The following is a 21,960-nucleotide window of genomic DNA, read 5'->3' as shown; positions in this document are numbered from 1 at the left end:
TGCTGTGAAAGCGCGCGGTATGACGCTCACGTCACCAGGGCCGACCGTCGGCGTGGTCGGCGGTGGCCAACTCGGCCGGATGCTGGGCGAGGCGGCTGCGCCGCTCGGCCTCGAACTGCTCGTGACCGACCCGACGCCGGATTGCCCGGCCGCGCCGGTCGTCCGCGACCAGATTGTCGGGGACTTCGACGAGGCGGCAACCCTGCGGGAACTCGCCGAGCGCGCCGACTACCTCACCTTCGAGATCGAACTGGCCGACCCGGACGTGCTTGAACGGGTCGCTGAAGAGACAGGGACGCCGGTACATCCCGCTCCCGAAACGCTCCGAACGATTCAGGACAAGCTCGTCCAGAAGCGCCGGCTGTCGGACGCTGGCGTTCCGGTCCCCGAGTTCCGCGCCGTTGACACCGCCGATGACCTCCGTGAGGCCTGCGAGGAACTGGGCTACCCCGCAATGCTCAAGGCCCGAACCGGCGGCTACGATGGCCGCGGGAACATCCGCGTCGAGGGCCCAGTGGACGTTGCGGACGCTGTCGACGAGATCGCCGGCCCCGCGATGGTCGAGGCGATGGTCGATTTCGAGCGGGAACTGGCGGTCATGGGCTGTCGCGGTGCAGACGAGCGAGACACGTTCCCGGTCACCGAGACGATTCACCGTGAGGAAATCCTCCGGGAGTCCGTCGCGCCGGCCAGAGCGTCACGAGCCGTCCGCGAACGCGCCCGAGATGTCGCGCACGACGTGCTCGACGTGATGGAGGGTCGCGGCGTGTTCGGCATCGAACTGTTCGAGACGACCGACGGCGAGATTCTGCTCAACGAGATCGCGCCGCGCCCGCACAACTCCGGCCACTGGACTATCGAAGGGTGTCACACCTCGCAGTTTGAGCAACACCTCCGCGCTGTCACCGGCCAGCCGCTGGGGTCGACCGACCAGCGGTTCCCCACTGTGTCGACCAACATCCTCGGGGATGTCTCAGAGCGCCAGCCGGCGGAGCTACGGGGCGAGGACAGTGTGCTTGGGACGCCGCGGGCACACCTGCACTGGTACGGCAAGCGCGAAGTGTACGGCCTCCGGAAGATGGGGCACGTGACGCTGACCGACGACGACCGCGACGGCCTGCTCGTCGACGCCCGCGACCTCCGTGACGGGCTGACCTTCGAGTGACCGCCACTGACTGCGTCGTGAGTAGGAGCTATGGACTGACCGCGGTCCGGAACCGAGCGGTCTTTGACTCTGCAGTCCCGAGCCAGCGTATGGACAGACGGCAGTTTCTCCGTGCGGCCGGCCCGGCGGCAGTCGCAGGGCTCGCCGGTTGTCTCGGCGGTGGGAGCGCTGACACCGACTACGACGTGGGGATGTCGGCGGCGGCGTTTCGCCCGGTACAGATTACCGTCGAACCGGGGACGACCGTGCGGTGGCTCAACACGAGCAAGCAGGGCCATTCGGTCACGGCCTACGAGGACGATATCCCCGACGAGGCCGATTACTTCGCCTCCGGCGGCTTCGACACCGAGCAGGCGGCCCGCGACAACTGGGGGAACTCCTCTGGCGGGACGATGTACGAGGGTGACGATTTCACCCACACTTTCGAGACAGTCGGCGAGTATGCCTACTTCTGCATCCCACACGAACGAGCCGGAATGGTCGGGACTGTCGTCGTAACCGAAAACCCCGATACGGCGGCGAGCGGCGAGTAGCCACGTCATCACTTTTCTCGCAGCATCCTCGTCCGCGCTGAGCGAGCCGTTCACACGCTGTTTTGCGTTCTCGGTTGCTAGCTTATCGCCGTCGTGTGACAGTATACGTCACAGCAGAGACTCGCGTCTGCCGCGTCGCTGTTAGAGGGTCTCTCACTACGGCGGAAAAATCGAACGTCGGTGCTTGAACGTGTTAGGCTTCGACGTCGACGTCGTCTTCGTCCACGTCGACGGCCGTCTCTTCTTCGGCGGCGACTTCTTCGGGCCGCGCTTCGAGCGTGGTCTTCTTGATCTCGACGCGTCGGAGCGGGTAGATGTCCTTGGCCTCGCCGTAGATAGCCGAGGAGAGGCGCCCTTCGACGACACTGTCGATGAGCTGTTCGAAGGTGTGGTCTTCGGCCGTCTCGCGAACGAGGTCGATCATCGTTCGGCGGATGGCCTTCTCCTGAGAGGCGTCGGCCTTCTTGGTCGTCACGGCGACCGGCTGAATCTGGACGCGGTAGTCGTCCGTGGTCAGCACGGTGATGTAGGCCTCGACCTTCGAGGAGCCTCGGCGGACGAGCGAGCGGAGGTAGTCCCGTGTGAGTTCGTGGCGGATGAACTCCGTGTACGCTGAGTCCGAGGCGACCTCGTTGATCTTGAAGGTCAGCTTCGTGTTGTTCTCGCTGGCGTCGTTGGTCAGTTCGCCGAGCGTTGTTTCGATGGTGCGTCCGAGCACCTTGTCCGGTTCCTCTGCCGGTGTCTTACCGAGAACCTCCCGGTCGAACTGCTCGGGAGCCTGCACGGTGTACCACCGTTTCTGTTCTGTGCGCTTGGAAACGCTTCGTTCACTCATGGTTGGATTGTGTGTGTTGGTCTGCGAGCTGTGCTGCAACCCGGATGTTGACGACGTAGTCGTCGACGGTCGCCTGCAGGCCGCTGGTCGAGTCGCGCTCGACGGTCGTGACCACGGCGTTGCCCTCGACGCGCGTGGTCATTTCGTCGGTGTTGTCCGGCCGCACCGCGCGTGCGACGCGTTCGGGCGAGTCGTGTGTCGTCCGAATCTCGGCCCGTCTCATACTGCCTCCCGGAACGCTTCGATGAAGTCGGCCGTCGAAACGTCGAACCGGGCGCGTGCCCGGTCGCCCGTTCCAACGGCGTCGCCGCCGACTGTTTCGGCGGCTGCGTGCATCGTTTCGGCCACGTCCCGGCCGTCCGTGGCGCGGGCTGCGGCCCGGTCGTCGGTGACGACGAGCGTCACCGGTTCCGGCGCGCGGTGGTCTGCGAATAGGCGGGCGACAGTGCCGGTCGGCATCGCGTCGCCGCGAGCGACGAACAGGCCGTCGTACCGGCCTGTGGTCGCTTCGGACACTGCGTCGTGGGCGCGTGTGGCGTGACTGCGCCAGGCGGCCAGCGCGTCCTCGCTGACGGCCTCGTGACCGAGTGCGAGTGCGACGGCGGTGCCCGGCTGTTCGCGGGCGACGGCGTCGAGCACGTCGGCGTAGCCACCGACAGTCTCGAAGGGGCCGCCTGCTGTCGGACGGAGTGCGCGCTGGACCGCGTCGGCGGCCCGGGGCGGCGCGTCCGTGGTTACTGTCAGCGCGACCAGCGACGCGAGGCGTCGGTGGTCGTCGGCCGACGGAGGTCCGTCGGGCGAGATGTCGAGTTCCGCCAGTGTGGCCCGCGCTGCGTCGGCGTCGCCCGAGAAGGGCGCGACGAACAGCGTCGAGTGGGCCAGCCCGTCCGCGAGGTCTGTACCCGGCACTGCGACGCCGGGCCGCTGGTCGAGCCCCGCCTGCTCGGCGGCTTCGGCGACGGTCCCGTCAACGTCCCCGGCGGCAATCGTGCCGGCCAGGGCGAGCGCGGGGTCGGCCGTACCGAGTTCGCGGGCGGTCTCGAAGGCAGTCGCGGCGGCGCGGTCGGTCAACGTTACGTCGGCGGTCGGCTGCGTGCGACCGATTGCGATGGTGATGTCGGTCTCAGTGGTCCGGTCGGGGTCCTCGAACGGGCGGACGACGCTCGCCTGGAACGGCGTGTCGTCTAGTGCCCGCGCCAGCAGGCCGGTCGCGGCCAGCGCCTCGCCGGTCGCGTCGCTGACGAGGCGCACAAAGGCGGCCTCCCGCAGCGACCCGGCGAGGTCACCGGGCGACGTGGCTGGCGTCGGTTCCCGACCGGTCGCCGACATCTATTCGAGACCCAGCGCCTCGACGGCGTTGTCGTAGCTGTAGGTGAAGTCCTCGTCGACCTCGTCACCACGGTAGTAGTCGATGAGGCGTCGGATCTTCGACTGCGTGTTCTGGAGCGCACGCTTGTTCTGGTAGTCACCGGGGTTCTCGTCCATGTGGTCGCGAAGGCGGACTGCCCGTTCGAGCAGGTTCCGAAGGTCTTCCGGCAGGTCCGGTTCGGCTTCGTTCTCCTCGAGGATCTCAGTGACTTTCTTGCCGGTCGCGAGCGAGACGTCAGGGATCGGCGTGCCCTGAACGCCCTCGTCGCGCAGCTTCAGGCCGATCTCGCTGGGCGAGTGGCCCTGTTCGGCCAGTTCGACGACGCGCGCTTCGATGGCGTCCTCGTCAACGTCGCTCCACTCCGGGGGTTCGTCTGCCGCCGGTTTGTCCGAGTCGGACGAACCGCGACGGCGTGTATGCATTCGTGCCATTGTAATCTGGTTGGAACCGCACGAACCGCTCTCGTTACGAGGCGTATTGGCACTGTACAGTGCCGAACACGGCCGCAATCCCGAGCTGTGAAAGTCCACAGCGAGTCAGATTTGCGGTCGTGCTGTTCCCATCTTTCTGTCTGAGAGGGCGCGACTAAACCGTTCCGCTTCCCGGCCGCCTCTCGAAACGAGGATAGCCGCCAAACCCGTTTCACAGCCGAGCGGCTTCACAGTATTACGATTGATAACTCGCCCTGCTTCTTTAAGTGAGTTGTTAGAGTAGATATGCGTAGTATGGGTAGCGCAGGGCGGAGACTCGGCAGTCGCGGGCAGAGTGCTCCGCTCGGGCTAGCGCTAGTTTTTGCGGTGATGATTGTATCGACGACAGCGGTCGTCGCACTGGGTGCTGACGCAATCACGACCACGCAGACGCAACTCGATGTGGAACGAACCGAAAAGTCGTTGACGGAACTCAACTCCAAAACCGCGCTCGTGGCACTGGGACAGACGGACGTACAACAGGTTTCCCTTCCCGCGAGCAGTTCAAGCACCTATCAAATCGACGAGGATGCCGGGTGGATGAACGTCTCCTATCAGAATACAACGTCCGGGAGTCGGACGACCGTATTCAACGAATCGATGGGTGAGGTGGCGTATCACGGCAGCGATGAGACGCGACTCGCGTATCAGGGCGGCGGCGTCTGGCGGACTAACGGCGACGGAACATCGGTGATGGTGTCCCCGCCCGAGTTCCACTACCGGGATGCGACGCTAACGCTGCCGCTCGTGACGGTGAGTGGGTCCGGGGCAATCAGAGACAGCGCGTCGATCTCTCACAACCAAACAACGTCGCACTTTCCGAACAGCACGCGCAACGCGAATTTCACGAACCCGCTTGAAGATGGGAAAGTCAACGTTACCGTTCAGAGCGAGTACTACCGCGCATGGGGAGGGTACTTCGAGGAGCGAACGGACGGTGACGTGACGTACCACCCCGATAGGAATCGGGTTTCGATTATTCTCAAGGTCCCTGCAGGGCCGCGAACGGTGCGGAGCGCCGTCGCCGCGACGAGCGACGCCGGTTCGATCAAACTGAGCGGGAACGATGCATTTACCGACAGCTATACCTCGGCGGACGGGGACGGCTACGACGCCTCCGAGGCCGGTGATAGCGGCAATCTCACGACGGCAGGCGATATCACCGTCACCGGGAGTGCGGAACTGAACGGAAACATCACCTCGGGCGGTCGCGTCGAATTCAGTAGTAACTCGATGACGTTCAACGGCGACCGAGTCGAATGGGCGGACACGTTCGACGACAAACACGGAGCGTGTTCGGGTTCCTGCTCCGACGAACAGATCAGTTCGTTCGGTGACACTACCAATATCAACTCGTATGTCGACACACAGGTCGACGGACTTTCGTCGTCGAACGATAACGGTGGAACGATAGCCGACGACGGCATTATCGACGGGACAGAGGGGACGACGACGCTGTCTGCGGGCCGCTATCACGTCGACAGAATCGACTTGAGCGACGATGTTGAGTTCGACACGACAGGCGGAGACGTAATCATTGGCGTCGAGAATTACGTGAGCCTCAACACCAGGAACGACATCACGGTGTCCGGCCCGAACCAGGTCAAAATATACATAAACGGCACATCGCCTGCGTCGGGCGGGAGTGCTGACGGCTATCACTTCTTCACACGGGCGAGCGAGATCAGGACAACCGGTGCCGTCAGTGAGCGGTCAACACAGGTGTGGATCTACGGCAAAGACACCCTCCAAGCCCGGATGGAAAAGAAGGGATCAGATAAGTCTAGAGTCACCGGCGTCATCTATGCGCCGGGGGGAAAGACCGGTACGAGTACGTTCGAGATCTGGAAGAGCGAACTCTACGGCGGTGCGGTCACCAGCCAAGTCGAACTCGAAAAAGGTGGCAGAGTCCACTTTGACCGGGCGCTCAAACAGGAGCGCACAATTCCCAAAGACACAAGCGTGGTTGCGATCACCTACCTCCACATCTCGACGAACGACGTCAATATCACGTCCAACTGACAGCTGACACGCCCACGCCATTGCTATCAGAAGTAGTAGCGCTTGGCGCTGGTCGGTTTTCGCTGCGTCTGCCATAGACCGCCGCTAGTAGCGACTGTTCCGCGACCGGCCAGCAATCTTATCAACCATGATAACCACTGTCGGATAATGAACGTTCCCAGGGGTCAGCAACGCGCACAATCGGCCCCGCTTGGGCTCCTACTGGTCCTCAGTCTCGTCATCGTCGGGTCCGGTGTCGTTGTCAGCCTGGGAGCGACGGCGCTGGTCGATACTGAGGCCGGGCTCGATGTCTCCCGAGCGGAGACTGGGATGACCCAGCTGGACTCTCAGGCGGCGCTGGTGGCGCTTGGGAACGCCGACAGCCAGCGGGTATCACTCGTCGGGACGGACAAATCGATGTACCGAATCGACGACACCGCGGGTCGGATGACCGTCAACATCACCAACCACTCGGCCTCGCCCTCAACGACAACCACATTGATGGATGAGCGACTCGGCGCGGTCGTCTACGAAAACGGGGATCAGAAGATAGCCTATCAGGGCGGTGGGGTATGGCGGCGCTCCGCTGGTGGCAGTGTCATGGTTTCACCGCCGGAGTTCTACTACCGCGACGCGACGCTGACACTCCCGCTCATCACCGTCCGCGGTGACCGATCACTTGGCTCACGGGCGAGTATTTCGAAGGGCAGCACGACGCAGGTGTATCCCGACCAGGCGGCTGGGAACATCAATCCGCTGGATACGGGAACGGTCAACATCACCGTCAGGAGCGACTACTACCGGTCCTGGGGGCGCTACTTCGAAGAGCGGACCGATGGCGATGCGTACTACGACCACGAAAACGACAGCGTGACCACGACGCTTGTCGTGCCGACGGGGCCGCGAGAAGTGACGAGCGCCGTCGCGGCCACGTCCGCTGGCGGACAGATTACGCTCTCCGGCAGTGGTACCGACCCCGCTCGAACGGATAGCTACAATTCGTCTGTCGGCGATTATTCGACCTCACGGGGGTCGTTCGGAACAATCACCACAGCCGGTGACGTGTACGTGAAAGGGAACAGCGAGGTGGATGGCGCTGTTCGGTCCGGAGACCGGGTCGAGGTCAAAGGAAGCGGTGTCGTCACCCGTGACGTGGAATACTCGACCACGAAGCATATCAAGGGCGCTGTTAACGGCAATGTCAGACAGATTTCGGGTGTCGAGGGAGCTGGCGCTATCGATGGCTTGGTGAACCGGCGAGTCGCCAACGCAAGCGATACCAATGACAACGGCGCGACCGGCAGCATTTCGGGGAACCAGCTTGCCGCTGGTGACCAGACGCTGGACGCGGGCACATACTACCTCGAAGACCTGACGCTGAGCGGCGAGACGCTGACGATTAACACAGGTGGTGACGACGTGACTATCGCTGTCCGGGACTACGTCTACATCGAGAACAACGGGCGGATCAAGGTCAACGGTGGCGGAAAGGTCCGCCTCTACGTCAAAGGCGAAGCAATGTCCCCCAGCGGCCACCACTTCCACATCTATCGCACCGGGGACGTCGACATCGATAACGCCAACAACTCCAAGCAGTTCTGGATGTACGGCCGGTCGGACTTTGACGCCTTCATCGAGGGAGACACTGATACGCCGCAGTTTGAGGGCGTGATTTACGCACCCGCTGGCGGCGTCGGTGCAAGCAGTGTCTCGATCAAAAAGGCGGAGCTGTACGGCGGCCTCGTCGCCGGGTCAGTTACGGTAGACAACGGCGGGCTGGTCCATTATGACCGAGCGCTCAGAAACGAGCGAGCCGTCCCGAAAAACACGAACATCATCCGGCTGACGTACCTCCACGTCTCGAAGAACCGGATCAACGTGACCAGCGGGTAGGGCTGGTCACTGGTCAATCTCGACTGCGATGTCGTGATAGACCACGTACGTCCGCTGGATATCGCCGGAGGACGACGTGAAGTTACACCAGCCGTTGGCCGCGCAAGTGAACCCTTCGCTCTCGAAGTAGGACTGCCAGAGTGCCTCACGCTGTGGGGCCGAGTCGACACTGATGTTGACGTGTTCGATGTTGCCGTCGGTATCGGCGAACGAGACGTTGCTGCTCCGGTGGTTTGTCCGGACAAGCACCGTCGACCCGCCCAGGCTCTGCTGGTCACTGGCGGTCGTGCCGACCACCGTGATGAGAACACGGTCATCTGAGACGAGTATCGGCGGCGTCCGTTTTTGCACGCCACCGTCCCGGTTCGTCCGATACACTGCCCCAGCCTCGTATACGAGCTCGCGCTCCTGATTGCCGGCGTAGATAATCGGTCGTATCTCCCAGGTCCCGACGTCTTTGGGCGCAGTTCCGTCGTGGACGTGTACCGATATCGTCGTGTTTTCGCCCGTCCTGAGCGATGCCTCCCCGAGGCTGACTTCGGTCGCACGACTCGGTGCCCCCTGTTTGTGGAGGTCCGCGATGTTGTCCGAGAGCACATCGAATGCCCGCTCAGCGTTCTCCATCTGCTCCGCGTCCCGAGCGTTCTGTAACGCCCCCAGGCCGCTTACTGAGACGAGTATTATCGACGCCACAATGAGACTGAACACTAGAGCAAAGCTCAGCACCTCACTTACCGCGCGGTCAGCCATCTCGGACCTCCAGTTGATCGCTTGATTCGTCGTAGAACACAGTTATCACACCGCCGCCGGCGGTGGAGTCCCCTAGGGCTGTCCGGGTTGTGAGCGACACAGTCACCGACACCTCCGGAGCGGTCGATTCGAGCGTGAGTTCATCGGCAGCGGGGTCAATCGAGACTCGGTAGCCGGTCCCACTCACCCGCGCTGGGAACGTGTGATCTAGATTCACAGTCGGGTCGTCGTCGGCAGCGACCACCAGCCGATCAACACGAGCGATGTCAGAGGCCACTTGCTGTCCGATGACTTCGAGTTCGTCCCTGATGACCTGCTCCTGCCGGCTTTCGACGAAATTGCCGCCAGCAATGAGGAGGCCAGATACCAAAATAGAGGCGATGGCCAGACTCAGCGTGTAGCTTAGCGTCGTCGAGACGGCGCGGTTACGACGCATCTGGCTCACCCGGGGCCACCCGTATCTTTGCCTCGTACCGTAAGTTCGACGTGTCGTAGCGATAGCGGACGGTCGCGTTGTAGACCGCGGTCGTGCTGAACGGCGACGCGGGCGCTGTATCGAGCGTGTTTGCTGGCGTACTATCGCGGACGACCATCGAGTAGTTCCCCTTGATCTGGTCGCCCGACTCGTAGGTGATGTTGTACTCGTCGCCGACGCCATGGGCGAATCGCCCGTCGAAGCTCCCGCCCTGAAGCGCGAGACACGGCTCGCCCTGCACCGTGCCGCCGGTCACGTCGATATGGGCGTACGGTTCCTCGATAGGGACAGCACACGTCTGTGTGCCGCTCGGTGTGTCGACTTCCACGTTGACCGTCCCGCTGGGGCCGACGTCGCCCCAGATGCGCATCATCCATTTCGGGTTACCACCGGTGCCGTTCGTTGTGACGACGAACTCGCTTCCTGAACTGGGGAGCTGCGTCGCGTTGATGACGAACCGTCTGGTCGCGTTCGTTCCGTCGCCCGGGCGCGTGACCCGCTCTCTGACCATCCAATTGGCGCTCGGCGTCGCCTCGCCGGATTCGAACAGTGACGTGTTGGTCTGAGCAATTCGCGTGCCGTAGGTCGGCGAGCCGGCGAGTGTGACGTTTACCAGTGTCCCGCTCGTGACCCGCTGCCGCTCCGTCTGCGTACTTGTGGTCCGTACGCTCTCGCGTACACTAGTTTCGAGCGCCGACTGGGTCGAGTAGTTGTACCTGTTAGCCGCGACAATACCCTGCCCGATGTTTGCCTCCACCATCGCTCGCATCTCCAGCGCGTCGTTGCTCCCAGCAACCTCACCCCGGCTCGCGAGGTTCTGCGTGTAAATCGCGGAGTTGACAACCAGCGCAAGACCAATGAACGTCACCGCCAGCGCTAACGCGGCGATAAGGATTATTTGTCCGCGTTCGTCGTCGTTCAGATGCGCCACGCGACCACCTCCACGCTGACCGTGTTGTAGACGTTCTTTCCGGTGTCCGAAACCGTATAATCGGTCGCTGGGTCACCGAGCCGCGTGCTGTTGCGAGTCCCGTCCGCGTCTCGCAAGTGGTCGTCGTCCATGAGCGTAATTGTGTGGCTGGCACGCACTGCGTTGTCGCTTGGTTCACCGCTGTAGACGTAGCGGGTCGTCACAGTTCTTCCCTGCGTGTTCTGGAACCTGAGATAGACGTTGTAGGCGATTCCCCGCTGGTCGAACGCACGCTCTAGCAACTCCCCGAACCGGTTGTCCGGGGGCCCGTTCGTGTAGTACTCCCGACCACCGGCTGTGGTGTGGAACTGCGCCGTGCTGTTGTCCCAGTAGAGCACAGCCGGTTTCAGTGCGCCCTCTGCCGCCGCGGAGGCGAGGACCCCGTGGCCGATTGCCTGCTGCTGGTTCTCGATGTGTTGACTTGACGTGCTCGCGGACAGCGGCGTCACTGCTGTCATCTGTAGCGCGAACACCAGACTTGCCAGTAACAGCATTCCGCTGACAATCGCTTCAAGCGTGTGCGCCTGCGCACGCATACTACCACATCACCACGCGAACTGTGACATCCTGCCCGTTCAGCGAGACCACCCGCAACGCAGTGACCGACGCGTCGTTGTTTGTCGGTGGATTCCCACCGGTCGTGAGTATCGTCCCACAGCCGGTCCCGGCTTCAACGAGTTCCTCGCTTCCTCCATCCCAGCAGAGCGTTTCATCGGCGGCTGCTGTTGCCGTCGCGTTCCCCCGGATTGTGACGTTCACGTTCTCCCGAGCCGGGTTGAGCCCGACCCGTTCCTCCGCACTCCCACCGGAGTTGTAGCCACATCCTGACGGTGGTGCGTTCCCAGCGAAGAACTCCTGTGTACAGTGTTCCTCCAGAACGTACGGCTGTTGTGGCGACCCAAGCATCCCCATTGTGAGTCCATCGGCCACTCTGTCGGTCGTGACCGTCTCTTCCTGCACCCCCGCAGAAAACGGCGATAATAGCCCCGGAATGAACAAGAAGATGAATATCAGGACGCTTAGAAATAGGCTCATGCCGATGGCGAAGTCCAGTGTCGTCTGCCCACGCCGGTGCTTTTCGATCCAGAGTGACCGGCTGGCACGCCGGTTGGTAGACTGCGTCTCATTTCTCCTACGGTTCATAAGCCTGATTCACTAAACTGAGATTACTGTAGGGATGGTATCAGGCGTTATAACCATTGTGGCCGTACTGTAACTCCAATTACCGGATTTCTACACACCCTGCAAGGTCGATGCAATGCTGGTCTAAACAAGATCGTGGGTCCGGTTCTCTATGTCCCCGTGCTTCGATGGGTTTAAGCAATCCCATCGGAAAGCAAGCAATGCACGCAAGGGCTCGTAGATCAGGGGTAGATCACTCCCTTGGCATGGGAGAGGCCCCGGGTTCAAATCCCGGCGAGTCCATCCTAATTTTACCGTCGTAAGAAGGGAATTAATAACACGGCGAGAGCGCCGTTTCTTCCCGTTTTCGGCACAATCGGGGTTCGAGAACCCTCCCCGGAGAAAGAGAGTTCATCGGGAATCCGGATGCACCCCTCGCAGTCACGCGATTATTTCGAGGGAGTGCGATTCTCTGACACTTCCCGGAGGTGGTCGGCGTGTCGCCTAAACGCGACCTCGCCCAGCCCACCGACTGGCCGTTCGCTCGTGATGAGTTCGTCCGTGCGTCTCGCCTCCTGGAGGCGACCGACGACGATGTTCGTCGAGCTATCGAGCGCGTCGAGGACGGTGGTCCGCAGTGACCGACGAACTCCCTGCTCGCCCGCGCTGTCGGTGGTGCGATAGCAGCGTGTCGGAACTCGCACCCACCCCCTGCGCTCGCTGCTCGGTTGCTCTTGATCGCCTCGACGAACCCGGCGTTTCCGCCGTCTCGAAAGAGGGGCAGGTGATTCGATGACGGACTGGTCGAACTACCTCCAGTACCGCTGTCCACTCTGCCAGGACAACTGCATCAACAGGGCCGACCATCCAGCGGCGGAGGCCAATCGGTGTAAGCAGTGCTACAGTGTTCCCTCGGCAGACACCACAAGCGAGGGCGCGGGAGAGCTGGCACGCCCGGAAGCGCAACGGAGTGAGCATCCCGGACCGGAGGGCGAGCGCCAATCGCACTCCGCACCAGCTCGACCAACTGGAAGCGCCCCCACGTGGGGCGACCCGGAAGCCCGAGCGTTCCCCCCGAACCCGGAGGGTGAGGGGAATCCCAACAGCGACACACTGGGCAGCCGACGAACGGATGCCCGTCCTGATGGTCCCAAATGAGCGTCGTCGAGCCGCCGGGACACCTGGGCGGTCTCGACCTCGCCGATAGATGTAACACTCCCGTCTTAGCAGACCTTCTCGAAGAGCGCGGCCTTCTCGGTCACGGTCAACTGCTCGATGGAACTCTCACAGAACGCGACGAAGACCGCGTACGCGTCGCGAAGTTTATTGCGGCGCATCCGGAGGGGACACCGCTGTCACACGTTGTTTCGTACGCAGTCAAAGGAGTCGCGCCCGAAGCCTGCGAGCGCGTTGAAGGCTCCGACCCTGACTACCAGTTTGCATACCGCTTTGTCGACGACCTTGTAGCCCCTGAAGACCCCTACGTGCGGAAATCCGAGTCTGCAGGGGTTCTGATGGTGACCCCGACCCTCCGCCTTCTTGACTTGATTACAGAAGGCATTACTCAAACAGCCAATGAAGAGGGCATCAAGTACGACAGAGAGTTTCTGCGGAACTACCTCTCTAAGGTGGATTCTGTAGATGATGACCTACGGGAACTATTGAAGGACGGTTTTACATCCTACCTCAATCGCATCAAAGACTATAAACTCCTGTTCGATGTCCACTTCGTCGACCGACGTGGTGGCGAGTCCACTAAGCGGATGACGAAGGACTACAAGACTCGTTTCAACGACCAGGGCCGTGTTTCCAAACAGTTCGCACGGTTCAACGATGCACTCGAATACGGCTACGAGAACGCTGATAACGCTGTACTGGTCACGCTGACGACCGACCCAAAGCGCCAAGACTCGTTGCTCGACGGAATCGACTCTATTAACGAGAACTTCAATCGGCTCCTGTCGTACTTCGACTCCGACCCTTCGACAAAAGACAATACTCGACGCTCCGCTGTTCCAGGCTGGCGGCACGATCTCGATAGCGAAGTGACCGGGCGACCGCGTGACCGACCGAACTACATCAAAGCCCTGGAATTTACCGAGAAAGGCTATCCGCACTTGCACGTCCTGTTTTTCGACGTACCAACCCGTGACGAGGACGGTATGCCGTGGCTCTGCGACAAACCAGAAGTAGCTGTGAAGTGGGCCGACTACGGCCAGGGCGAGATCGTCGATGTGTATCCGTTGACCTACCGCGACGACCTCGACGATCTGGAGCCGGAGTTCCAGAGTGCCGAGGGCTTCGTCGACTGGTATCGCTTCGGCGACCACGATCACGGCGAAGACTGGGTACGCGACCGTACCAGGTCTCACGAGCTGATCGAGTTCGGAGACGACGGCCACGAGAAGGAATCAACTGCTGGCGCGTATCTCGGAAAGTACCTGAGTGCGACGTTCGGCTCGCTGCTCGACGCGACGGAGTCCTTCGAGCAGGACGCCGACGACCGAGAGACGTACGCCGATAAGGCAGCTACCTGGAAGCTTGCACTGTACTGGGCGACGAACCGGCGCTTCTGGTCCTGTTCGCGGTCAATTACTGAGGGAATCGACCCGAGTGATCACCTGCAAGATCCAGACGTGCGCGAAGCCGTTCGCTGGTGTTCACTTGACTCCGTACAAGCCACTAGCAAGCGTCAGATACGTGACGGGCTTGCACGTCGACAGTGGGATGACCTCGACAATTTTAATGCTGCTGTAGAACGAGCGACATCCTACTTGGACCACCCACAGGTACGTTCAACGTTGCCCGAAGACGCTACGTTCCGGTGTGTTGTCGACTATATCGGAGCATATGCCTACTGGGATATACCTAGTAACAAACCAATTGATCGTTGTCGGGCATTGAAACGTGCCGAGAATTGCATCGCTGATCCATCTAATTTACAACATACCAAACAGGGAAACAACTCTCCAATAATGGAGGTCTGGTCCTGATTGTTGTATTCCATGGAATTGTCGTGCGATATGGATTAAACTGGTAGTATAAATAGCATATAATTCATATGTGCTAATCTGCCCGAATAGATTTAATCCATACATTCGTACTCCCGGGCCATATTCTCAAATCTATTTCAATCTCAGTTCCCTTTGGGAGGTCACGTGGTATCTCTCCTCGGAGTACACCGTCTTGTTCAGCAGTCTCTGCATTATGCCCATCATCATCAATATCTAGTGTGATAACATTTCTAGACGGTGGGACGGCCCGAAGAAAAATACTGGATGAATTGTATGCATAATTTTCGGGAGCATATTCCGCTATTATTTCTGTTCCAGAGTCAACCGCTCCAATTGTCCGCCAAATCTGCACAATTCCAGGTGAACCACTGACATCCATACGGATGCTGCCATCATATTCAGAACTCCATGATGCGGTTCCGTCTGATCCCTTATTCGCTCGACGTTCACCAGCCTGAAACCCTTGGGTGTCGCTTTCAAATTCGAAAGGAAAGTACTCTTTTGAGATAGTCGTAGTATCCGGTTCTGGAGCTTGCGTCTCAGAGGCAGTATGCGATTCCAGAGTGTACTCCTCTGTGGGAGCATCCTGTTCCTGAGTTTGTCCATTGCTTATTTGTTCATTCTGTTTCTCAGTTTTACTGTTTTTAGGATTGTTTTGGATATTTTCTGTTCCCTCAGATTCTCCCCTATTTATGTCAATATCTACCTCGACATCAAATATTGAAACAGCACTAAATGCACCAAAAGAGATAGATCCGCCACCGATGACAATGAAATCTCTCCTGTCCATCTATCATAAATATAGTTTCTCCAACAATAAGTATTATTATATTTTACATAGATATAGTGTGTAGGAATTTACACTATCAAGATGATATCTGGAGGAAATATAATTGCTGGAGTGACTTACAATATCGGTTTCCTCTCTTCTAATTAGAAGATGGCTCAGACATAACCGAATAGATAATTCTTATTTACTAATAGGATCTCGTTCTAATTGTTCATATAGTTACCATTGTGTATTTTTTGTATTAATTCGTTTCAGGCTTAGAGGTTGCCAGCGAATATATGAAGAGCCCATACGTTATCCAAAAAGCCGTTAATGTGATTATTGACCCAAATAGAATAGCTTGTTTTAATTGGATATCTAAAATACCAATTGTTGACAAAAGACCAGATAACACGATGAATGTAATCATTGCGATAAAGGATTTGCCCGCTTTGTCATCCATCTTCTCACTGGCATTTTGAGATTCATTGTTAAAATAATACTTCATAGTTATGAGGATTACCGGGAATAGAAGCCCACAGACTTGCAGGATTGTCAAAGCGATTGTATCTAGATTTCCGTGATCAGTCATGTTGATGCATTAAAAACGACAGTACTTGTGCTCTCTCGTCTAGTTATACTTTCACCGAGGCGAGCGACCCCTTCTAGTTCCAACCCGCGAATTTGCTCCTGTATGGCAACTCAGGAAACTCCATCCTTCGACGATCTTGAACCGGTCGACAACAGCACATCTGACGACTACGATTCGGAGTGGATCGATCTCGAACCCGGCGAATCGGTCGTCGGTGAGATTCGGGAACTCACGCCCAACTGCGGCAAGTACGACACGACCGTCATTGAGATGGCCCGTGGCATCGGCGACGTGGTCGCCATGTGGTCGAACAGCCAGATCGATAACGCGCTCGACGACAACGACCTCGGCGAGGGCGATGTGGTCGGCATCAAGCATACTGAACAGACGAGTACGTTCACGAACGAGGACGGCGAGGAACAGGAGTACGACATCTGGAAGGTCCGGGAACTCCCTGCTGGAGGGCCTGAATGAGCTACCAGAATCGCGCGAGCGACATGGTGAGCGACTACATGAACATCCGTAGTCTGCCCGCCATGCTATCGGTGGCGTTCGTCGCGGCCAGCCTCTACCAGTTCGGCGGGATCACCACGGTCGAACTCCCGTGGCTGTCGTACACGCTGACGACACAGCACTCGCTGCTGATCTCGCTCGGGGCCTTCGCTGCGGCGTTTGCCAGCTCCGAGACAAAGCAGTTCGAGTACTACGAGGACTGGGAGAAGATCGCCATCGCACTGGGTCCCGCTGTCATCCTCGGCAACGAGTACCTGCCAGCGGTGAACGACTTCCTCACTTCCCTGGGTGACCCGCTCGGGATGCAGCTGGCGTTCCTCGCTACGGTCGTCTCCTGGGGAGTCGCTGTTCAGTAAACCGATGACACGACGCTATTCTTTCGGAGGTGAACTACGATGAGTCACGCACGCTCAATCTTGCTGGCTGGCCTGCTCGTCCTGTCGACAGTCGTTACTGGTGTCGGTCCCGCACTGGCACAGACGACGGAGACGGCCACGGACTCCGGGCCGGTGACGAAAACCTTCGAGACAGGCCCGCACAAGGTCAAGATTGACCTGTTCGATGTGTCGTCCGAGACGACCATCACCGTGATTACCGATGAATCGCCCGCTGGCAACAACACGGCGATTCTGAAAAAGACCGTCAGCGGCTCTCACAACAGCGCACACTTCCGAAACGCAGGTGCGTATGAGTCCTTCACTATCCGCGTCGAGGGCGCGGACGGCCCGGTGTCCATGTCGAAGGGCGGCGTCACGAACGCATGGAAGCCGGGCGATGACGGCAAATTCCTCGGAGACACGGGCGGAGACCCCGGCTTCACCTACGACTTGAGCGAACAAATCGGGGAGTCTGTGATGCCTCAGGTTGTGCAGCTAGATCGGACTGGCCTGCCAGACTCTACAATCGTCGACACGACCGGTACAGATGCTCAACAGACGAAGCTAGATATCTATCAGTCCGCTCAGAACAGCAAAGCACAGACAGAGGCATATCACACGACACTGGATAACTATCTGTCGGATACAAAGACTCAGGCCCGGATTATCGGCAAGAATGCCTATATCAAGGCCCTGAACAACGGCAGTAGCAAGTCGGCGGCCAAAACTAAGGCCAAATCCGCTGTGTCTGACTACTATTCGGTCAAAAAGGCCAATCTATTGGAACAGTGGGACGCCAGCCTATCGAATGCTGAGTACCTCGAATCCGTGAGTGATTCGGAAAGCGGAGTGTCCGAGGGATTCCACACTGTCGCACTCACTAACAAGGGAGGCGACATAAACCACGGTCGCATTCGCGGCTTTGGCACAACGACTGTTGCGCTCCCGAATGGGACCACTAAAACGGTTCAAACCGTGGATATTGAGATTATTGAATCCGATTCATACCAACATACCTACACTTGGGGGCCGACCCGAGGTGTTGAGAATGTCGATGCTCGGACTAATAACGATGGCAGTGGTAGCTATACGACCGATGTTGCTGGTCTCAAAGTGCTGTCGACCAGTGCAACTGATTCGTCCGTTAGGCATGTTGATTTCGCGGCCTATCCCACCCGAATAAGCGACATTGAGTCGCAGGAATCGACTGTCACGAGCAACATGGACACACTGGCAGAAAACACGTACAGCGCCTACCAGGCAGGCGAAATCAACAGTAGCGACCTCGTTGACCCGTATGTGCTGTCGTCTCAACAGTCGTCCGGCGATGACTTCCAGGGCTGGACCGCCGCACAGTTGACTTTGATGGGACAGAACTCCCCGGAGAACTTCGACCAGATTGGGAGCTTCAACATCACCACTGAATCGGGCACGCAGTACCAGGGTGTCCTGTTCAGCCAGGAGAACCCGGCCAGCGGACAGTTCGAGAACGGCACGACTTACAACCCGGATCAGATTGGCGGGGCGCAGTACGTCGTCACCAGTGACCGTATCGTCGAACTACAGAGCAAATTCACCATTGACAAAATTACCACCACAAGCGGTGAGAAGGTCAAAAACGTCACAATCCAGAAAACCACCTACGAGACGACCAACGTCACCGAACTGAAACAGCAGTATGAGGACTTGGCGAAGCGCCGAGCGGAGATCGAGGCGCGTGAGCAAAACCTTCGTGGCTCGGCTGGCGGTGGCCTGCTCGGAGAGTCCTCTTCCTCACTCGTACTGGTACTGGTCGGCGTTGGCGCACTCTACGCCGTGGGCCAGCGACGAACGGGAGGTAACAACTGATGGTCTACTGGCTGGCTCTCAAGCTCGTCCCTCGGGACGTGTGGCTCGTCCTGGTCGCACTCGTCGTGCTGCAACTCTCGGGGGCCGTCGACGTGATTGGGCCAGCCATTGATCTGGTGTCGTCCTGGCTCCCGGAACCCTCGCTCGACTGGTTCTGGTGACCAACCCGCGAATTTTCGAGCATGAACCCACGTACGCCCATACTCCTCATACTGATTGTCAGCTGCATCGCTCTCGCTGCACCAGCGGCAGCGCAAGAAAACACGAACGAAACGGCGACCCCGACGAACGTCTCCGCTCCGGACGGCGCACCCAACGATGTCGAACTTGTTGTTGACGAGAACGTGGTCGTCACAGACTACCGCTACGAGGACGGCCAGATGATGATTGACTTCTGGTCTGACGAGTACAAAGTCGTCAGTGTCGCCCCGCAGGTCGATGATGGCTCGGAAGCGGGCAGCCTTTCTTTCCGTGCTGCTGTCGTCGATGCGGATACGACCACGACTGTTCGAGTGCCATCCAGCGGTGGCGTGACACTCTGGACTGAGCAATCCATCGAACAACAACGGTTCCACTATCTCCGCAAGCCCAATTCTTTCATCATCACCGGCCCGTGGAGTGGTGAGGATGTTCGCAACGCCGCCCTCGGTAGTGCGCTTGGCGTTGTGATTGCTGTCCTGTACGAAGCCGTCTCCGCGAAAGTCGGCTCGGCCCAGCGGGGTGAGCGACTGGCATGAGCGACGACGAGAGCAATCCCGATCTCGACCGCGACGAGATGGCCCACAACGCCGACCCCGGCCCGGATCACAGCCGCACCTATCGACTGTTCCGGTGGCTCACGAACAACCTGTTGCTGATAGCCTCTGGTATGGGTATCGTCCTGTTCGTCATCGCGTCGATACTCGGGTACGAACTCCCGCGAAGCCTGCGCCTGATTGGAATCTGTGCGCTCGTTACGATTCCGCTGGTCGGGCGACCGACGGGAAAAAAGGTCCGGTCGCTGCTGTGGGACCCGAACTACGTCTGGCTCGTCGACATCGACGCACGCCGCATGAAAGGCGGTATCTTCCGGACACCTGGACAACGGTTCCGCGAGTGGTCCGTCGAGGACGGCCAACTCGACTGGGTGAGTCCCAATCTCGCCTTCGGCAAGAACGTCGATCTCGAAGCCCAGACTGTCGATGGCTGTTGGCGCGGAACCCTCTCTGACCGTGAGCTTATGCGAACACTCCAGGCCGTCGAAGAGTGTCGCGGCCAACTCGAAGCCGATGCCAAGCGTGGCTTCGCCATCGAAGCCCAGGCGTTCACGATCATCCGCAACGCCACCAGAAAGGCGGTTCTCCGTATCGTGTCGACGTTCGAGCGCGGGACACTACCCGATGAAGGTGACGCACTGACAGACGAGATAGATTCGGCCATCGAACAGTTCGGACTCGACCGGAAGATTCGACACACCGAGGACGACGAGTCTCCGGAGTCTGATGTTCCGGGCGTTCGTGTCGATCTCGACCAGGACCTCGCCGACCTCGCGGGTGCTGGCGACGGAGGTGTTTCAGCTGATGACTGACTCCGACGAGAGACTACTGACGGCGGCCAAACTCAACGAGGTCGTTGCTGGTAATATCGAAGGCGGCGAGTCACTGCACGAGCATACCGGTGTCGTGGCTGATGACGCAGATCGAGCCACCCTGTCGTTCGTTTCGTCGCTCTTCGACCGTGGTGCTGAGGTAAGCGGGTCCCGGTCGTTCGGACAGACCGCACTCTCCGACGTTCTCCAGTCCAAGTACCACACCGAAGCGGCTACCCGCGCCATCGAGAACGGTAACGGGTCGCTTGCTTCCTACCTCGTCGGCATCACCGAACAGGAACTCGACGCGTCGTCGCTGACGGTGACTGCTCGCCTGATGGATCGGCTCGACGCCGACGGGACACTGACGACGGTTCTCGCTGCGGGCCGACCCAACACTGGCAAGACGAACACGATGTTCCTGCTCGCCTCGGATATGGCTCGTGCTGTCTGGGATGACGTGCTGGTCATCTCGAACTCCAAGACCTGGGAGGGTGCTGACCGCTACGTCTCCTCGATGCACGAGCTGATGACGCTTCTCGTCGAGAACCGGGACGTTCCGAAAACGTTCGTCCTTGACGAAGCCAGCCGATACATGGATGCCCGTGTCTACAGCCGCGAAGTGAGTACCCAGTACGCTCCCGCGCTGAAGGCCATGAGCAAACTCGGCGTGGAGGTCGTTGGTGCGGTCGGACACACTGGAAAAGACGTCGTCCCAGAGTGCAAGCGACTGACCAACTTGGCGTTCTGGAAATCTGCACCGGATGTCGTCGAGTTCTACACCAACTGGGATGGTGATGCTGACCGGCCAGATTCTCCGCTCTTCGATGCCGACCTGACAGACCTCGAACCGACGCTACACAGCTACGACCCGGACGACGTTGCTTCCTGGAAGTGGGATCTTGACCCTGACGTGTGGCACGGCTTCGACGACTGGGACCACTTCGGCGACCGTCTGGAAGAACTCGGCCCAACCACGTAGCCGAAGATCTCCACAACCCCGTCGCCCACCCACCCGCCGACCCACCGCTCTCAGGGGTCCGGCCAGCGTGTATCTGCTGATTACACCAACGCTACAAGCGAACGGCGATGCGAAGCGCCCCCCTCACATGGGGGGCCGAGCGAGCCTGTGAGCGCACGCCCCCGAGCGGAGCGACGGGGGCAATCCCAATGCGGAAGTCTGATACAAACTCTGTATGTGTCCCAGTTCGGACACCGACTAGACTTCACCACAGCCCGAAACCAGACTTGACAGCTTCAACTATGCTCATGCTCCCCTTTTTTCGAGTTTCATCATCGGACTGATCTCCGTCTTCTGATCTCCTCACCTTTAGTTCACACCCACATTCCGAGCAAAAATTATTCTCTTCGGGGTTTTCCGTGCGGCACTCTTGACAGACATAGATGATATCAGAGCTTCTATCTGGACGCAATAGGAGATAAATGACGACTCCCGGTATCCCAAAAACGAACGTAACCACTCCCCAAAACCTGCTATTAAGTCCTCTATCGGAGGCATCTCCGGCAACAAACATCGCTAATATGGACTGTATTGTTAGTGCAATTACTGCATATACTATGAGACTTGCCATAATTCTCATATGATATATCTGAGGTAATAGTTTGTGGTAACCTACACTACCCTGTCATGAGGCTCCAATCGTAGAAAGAAAGGAAAATCATCTATCGGCGAATGT

Annotated in this window: 25 protein-coding genes and 1 tRNA gene; 14 read left to right on the top strand and 12 right to left on the bottom strand. The window is 59.1% G+C overall.

Annotated elements, in window-relative coordinates:
* Window positions 1-19 precede the first annotated feature (19 nt).
* Together G9C82_RS17075 and G9C82_RS17070 are read left to right on the top strand one after the other, a co-directional pair.
* Complete coding sequence (locus G9C82_RS17075; RefSeq protein WP_127014760.1) at window positions 20-1,165, top strand: 5-(carboxyamino)imidazole ribonucleotide synthase; 1,146 nt, start codon at window positions 20-22, stop codon at window positions 1,163-1,165.
* An 89-nt stretch (window positions 1,166-1,254) separates the two neighbouring features.
* A complete protein-coding gene (locus G9C82_RS17070) occupies window positions 1,255-1,698 on the top strand; it encodes a plastocyanin/azurin family copper-binding protein (RefSeq protein WP_004957066.1) in 444 nt (147 codons plus the stop codon).
* A 193-nt stretch (window positions 1,699-1,891) separates the two neighbouring features.
* On the opposite strand, the gene G9C82_RS17065 is transcribed toward G9C82_RS17070, so the two are convergent.
* From G9C82_RS17065 to G9C82_RS17050, 4 genes are read right to left on the bottom strand one after another with little or no spacing between them, the layout of a single operon-like run.
* Complete coding sequence (locus G9C82_RS17065; RefSeq protein WP_127014759.1) at window positions 1,892-2,533, bottom strand: 30S ribosomal protein S3ae; 642 nt, start codon at window positions 2,531-2,533, stop codon at window positions 1,892-1,894.
* Window positions 2,526-2,756 (bottom strand): KEOPS complex subunit Pcc1, encoded by a 231-nt coding sequence (locus tag G9C82_RS17060; RefSeq protein WP_127014758.1) that lies wholly within the window; start codon window positions 2,754-2,756, stop codon window positions 2,526-2,528. The genes G9C82_RS17065 and G9C82_RS17060 overlap by 8 nt, the downstream gene beginning before the upstream one ends.
* Window positions 2,753-3,862 carry a hypothetical protein gene (locus G9C82_RS17055; protein ID WP_127014757.1) on the bottom strand — a complete coding sequence of 370 codons (1,110 nt, stop codon included), beginning with the start codon at window positions 3,860-3,862 and terminating at the stop codon, window positions 2,753-2,755. The genes G9C82_RS17060 and G9C82_RS17055 overlap by 4 nt, the downstream gene beginning before the upstream one ends.
* Window positions 3,863-4,333 carry a 30S ribosomal protein S15 gene (locus G9C82_RS17050; RefSeq protein WP_004957060.1) on the bottom strand — a complete coding sequence of 157 codons (471 nt, stop codon included), beginning with the start codon at window positions 4,331-4,333 and terminating at the stop codon, window positions 3,863-3,865.
* 369 nt (window positions 4,334-4,702) lie between these two features.
* On the opposite strand from G9C82_RS17050, the gene G9C82_RS17045 reads away from it, so the two are divergent.
* Window positions 4,703-6,394 carry a hypothetical protein gene (locus G9C82_RS17045; protein WP_127014756.1) on the top strand — a complete coding sequence of 564 codons (1,692 nt, stop codon included), beginning with the start codon at window positions 4,703-4,705 and terminating at the stop codon, window positions 6,392-6,394.
* Window positions 6,395-6,541: 147 nt separating this feature from the next.
* Window positions 6,542-8,266, top strand: coding sequence for a polymer-forming cytoskeletal protein (locus tag G9C82_RS17040; protein WP_127014755.1), 1,725 nt, complete (start codon window positions 6,542-6,544; stop codon window positions 8,264-8,266).
* A gap of 6 nt (window positions 8,267-8,272) precedes the next feature.
* On the opposite strand, the gene G9C82_RS17035 is transcribed toward G9C82_RS17040, so the two are convergent.
* From G9C82_RS17035 to G9C82_RS17015, 5 genes are read right to left on the bottom strand one after another with little or no spacing between them, the layout of a single operon-like run.
* A complete protein-coding gene (locus G9C82_RS17035) occupies window positions 8,273-9,016 on the bottom strand; it encodes a hypothetical protein (RefSeq protein ID WP_007187786.1) in 744 nt (247 codons plus the stop codon).
* On the bottom strand, window positions 9,009-9,452 hold the full coding sequence (locus tag G9C82_RS17030; protein WP_007187785.1) for a hypothetical protein: 444 nt from the start codon (window positions 9,450-9,452) through the stop codon (window positions 9,009-9,011). Before G9C82_RS17030 ends, G9C82_RS17035 begins: the two co-directional genes overlap by 8 nt.
* Complete coding sequence (locus G9C82_RS17025; RefSeq protein ID WP_007187784.1) at window positions 9,442-10,422, bottom strand: hypothetical protein; 981 nt, start codon at window positions 10,420-10,422, stop codon at window positions 9,442-9,444. Before G9C82_RS17025 ends, G9C82_RS17030 begins: the two co-directional genes overlap by 11 nt.
* Window positions 10,410-10,997 carry a hypothetical protein gene (locus G9C82_RS17020; RefSeq protein WP_127014754.1) on the bottom strand — a complete coding sequence of 196 codons (588 nt, stop codon included), beginning with the start codon at window positions 10,995-10,997 and terminating at the stop codon, window positions 10,410-10,412. Before G9C82_RS17020 ends, G9C82_RS17025 begins: the two co-directional genes overlap by 13 nt.
* A gap of 1 nt (window position 10,998) precedes the next feature.
* On the bottom strand, window positions 10,999-11,604 hold the full coding sequence (locus G9C82_RS17015; RefSeq protein WP_127014753.1) for a hypothetical protein: 606 nt from the start codon (window positions 11,602-11,604) through the stop codon (window positions 10,999-11,001).
* A gap of 210 nt (window positions 11,605-11,814) precedes the next feature.
* Between G9C82_RS17015 and G9C82_RS17010 the strand changes: the two genes are divergently transcribed.
* A tRNA-Ala gene (locus tag G9C82_RS17010) sits at window positions 11,815-11,886 on the top strand.
* Between the two features lie 146 nt (window positions 11,887-12,032).
* On the opposite strand, the gene G9C82_RS17005 is transcribed toward G9C82_RS17010, so the two are convergent.
* Complete coding sequence (locus G9C82_RS17005) at window positions 12,033-12,287, bottom strand: hypothetical protein (protein ID WP_127014752.1); 255 nt, start codon at window positions 12,285-12,287, stop codon at window positions 12,033-12,035.
* Window positions 12,288-12,375: 88 nt separating this feature from the next.
* On the opposite strand from G9C82_RS17005, the gene G9C82_RS17000 reads away from it, so the two are divergent.
* Complete coding sequence (locus G9C82_RS17000; RefSeq protein WP_127014751.1) at window positions 12,376-12,741, top strand: hypothetical protein; 366 nt, start codon at window positions 12,376-12,378, stop codon at window positions 12,739-12,741.
* Window positions 12,738-14,576 (top strand): hypothetical protein, encoded by a 1,839-nt coding sequence (locus G9C82_RS16995; protein WP_127014750.1) that lies wholly within the window; start codon window positions 12,738-12,740, stop codon window positions 14,574-14,576. Before G9C82_RS17000 ends, G9C82_RS16995 begins: the two co-directional genes overlap by 4 nt.
* Before the next feature lie 73 nt (window positions 14,577-14,649).
* On the opposite strand, the gene G9C82_RS16990 is transcribed toward G9C82_RS16995, so the two are convergent.
* Window positions 14,650-15,387, bottom strand: coding sequence for a hypothetical protein (locus G9C82_RS16990; protein WP_127014749.1), 738 nt, complete (start codon window positions 15,385-15,387; stop codon window positions 14,650-14,652).
* A gap of 673 nt (window positions 15,388-16,060) precedes the next feature.
* On the opposite strand from G9C82_RS16990, the gene G9C82_RS16985 reads away from it, so the two are divergent.
* Genes G9C82_RS16985 through G9C82_RS16955 form a run of 7 tightly spaced genes read left to right on the top strand, consistent with a single transcriptional unit; the run spans window position 16,061 to window position 21,245 of the window.
* Entirely contained in the window at window positions 16,061-16,432 is a 372-nt protein-coding gene (locus G9C82_RS16985) for a hypothetical protein (RefSeq protein WP_127014748.1), read from the top strand.
* Window positions 16,429-16,827 carry a hypothetical protein gene (locus G9C82_RS16980; RefSeq protein ID WP_127014747.1) on the top strand — a complete coding sequence of 133 codons (399 nt, stop codon included), beginning with the start codon at window positions 16,429-16,431 and terminating at the stop codon, window positions 16,825-16,827. Before G9C82_RS16985 ends, G9C82_RS16980 begins: the two co-directional genes overlap by 4 nt.
* 39 nt (window positions 16,828-16,866) lie before the next feature.
* Window positions 16,867-18,696: a hypothetical protein gene (locus G9C82_RS16975; protein ID WP_127014746.1), complete on the top strand. Its 1,830-nt coding sequence runs from the start codon at window positions 16,867-16,869 to the stop codon at window positions 18,694-18,696.
* Window positions 18,696-18,857 carry a hypothetical protein gene (locus G9C82_RS16970; RefSeq protein WP_164734773.1) on the top strand — a complete coding sequence of 54 codons (162 nt, stop codon included), beginning with the start codon at window positions 18,696-18,698 and terminating at the stop codon, window positions 18,855-18,857. The genes G9C82_RS16975 and G9C82_RS16970 overlap by 1 nt, the downstream gene beginning before the upstream one ends.
* Window positions 18,858-18,878: 21 nt before the next feature.
* Window positions 18,879-19,433 (top strand): hypothetical protein, encoded by a 555-nt coding sequence (locus tag G9C82_RS16965; protein ID WP_127014745.1) that lies wholly within the window; start codon window positions 18,879-18,881, stop codon window positions 19,431-19,433.
* On the top strand, window positions 19,430-20,263 hold the full coding sequence (locus G9C82_RS16960; protein WP_127014744.1) for a hypothetical protein: 834 nt from the start codon (window positions 19,430-19,432) through the stop codon (window positions 20,261-20,263). Before G9C82_RS16965 ends, G9C82_RS16960 begins: the two co-directional genes overlap by 4 nt.
* Window positions 20,256-21,245, top strand: coding sequence for a hypothetical protein (locus G9C82_RS16955; protein WP_127014743.1), 990 nt, complete (start codon window positions 20,256-20,258; stop codon window positions 21,243-21,245). Before G9C82_RS16960 ends, G9C82_RS16955 begins: the two co-directional genes overlap by 8 nt.
* Before the next feature lie 244 nt (window positions 21,246-21,489).
* On the opposite strand, the gene G9C82_RS16950 is transcribed toward G9C82_RS16955, so the two are convergent.
* On the bottom strand, window positions 21,490-21,855 hold the full coding sequence (locus G9C82_RS16950) for a zinc ribbon domain-containing protein (RefSeq protein WP_127014742.1): 366 nt from the start codon (window positions 21,853-21,855) through the stop codon (window positions 21,490-21,492).
* Between the last annotated feature and the right edge of the window lie 105 nt (window positions 21,856-21,960).

The organism is Haloarcula sp. R1-2 (assembly GCF_011627385.1).
Classification (GTDB): Archaea; Halobacteriota; Halobacteria; order Halobacteriales; family Haloarculaceae; genus Haloarcula; species Haloarcula marismortui.
Note: the sequence above shows the minus strand (reverse complement) of the source record. Positions and strands in the feature narration are given on the sequence as shown.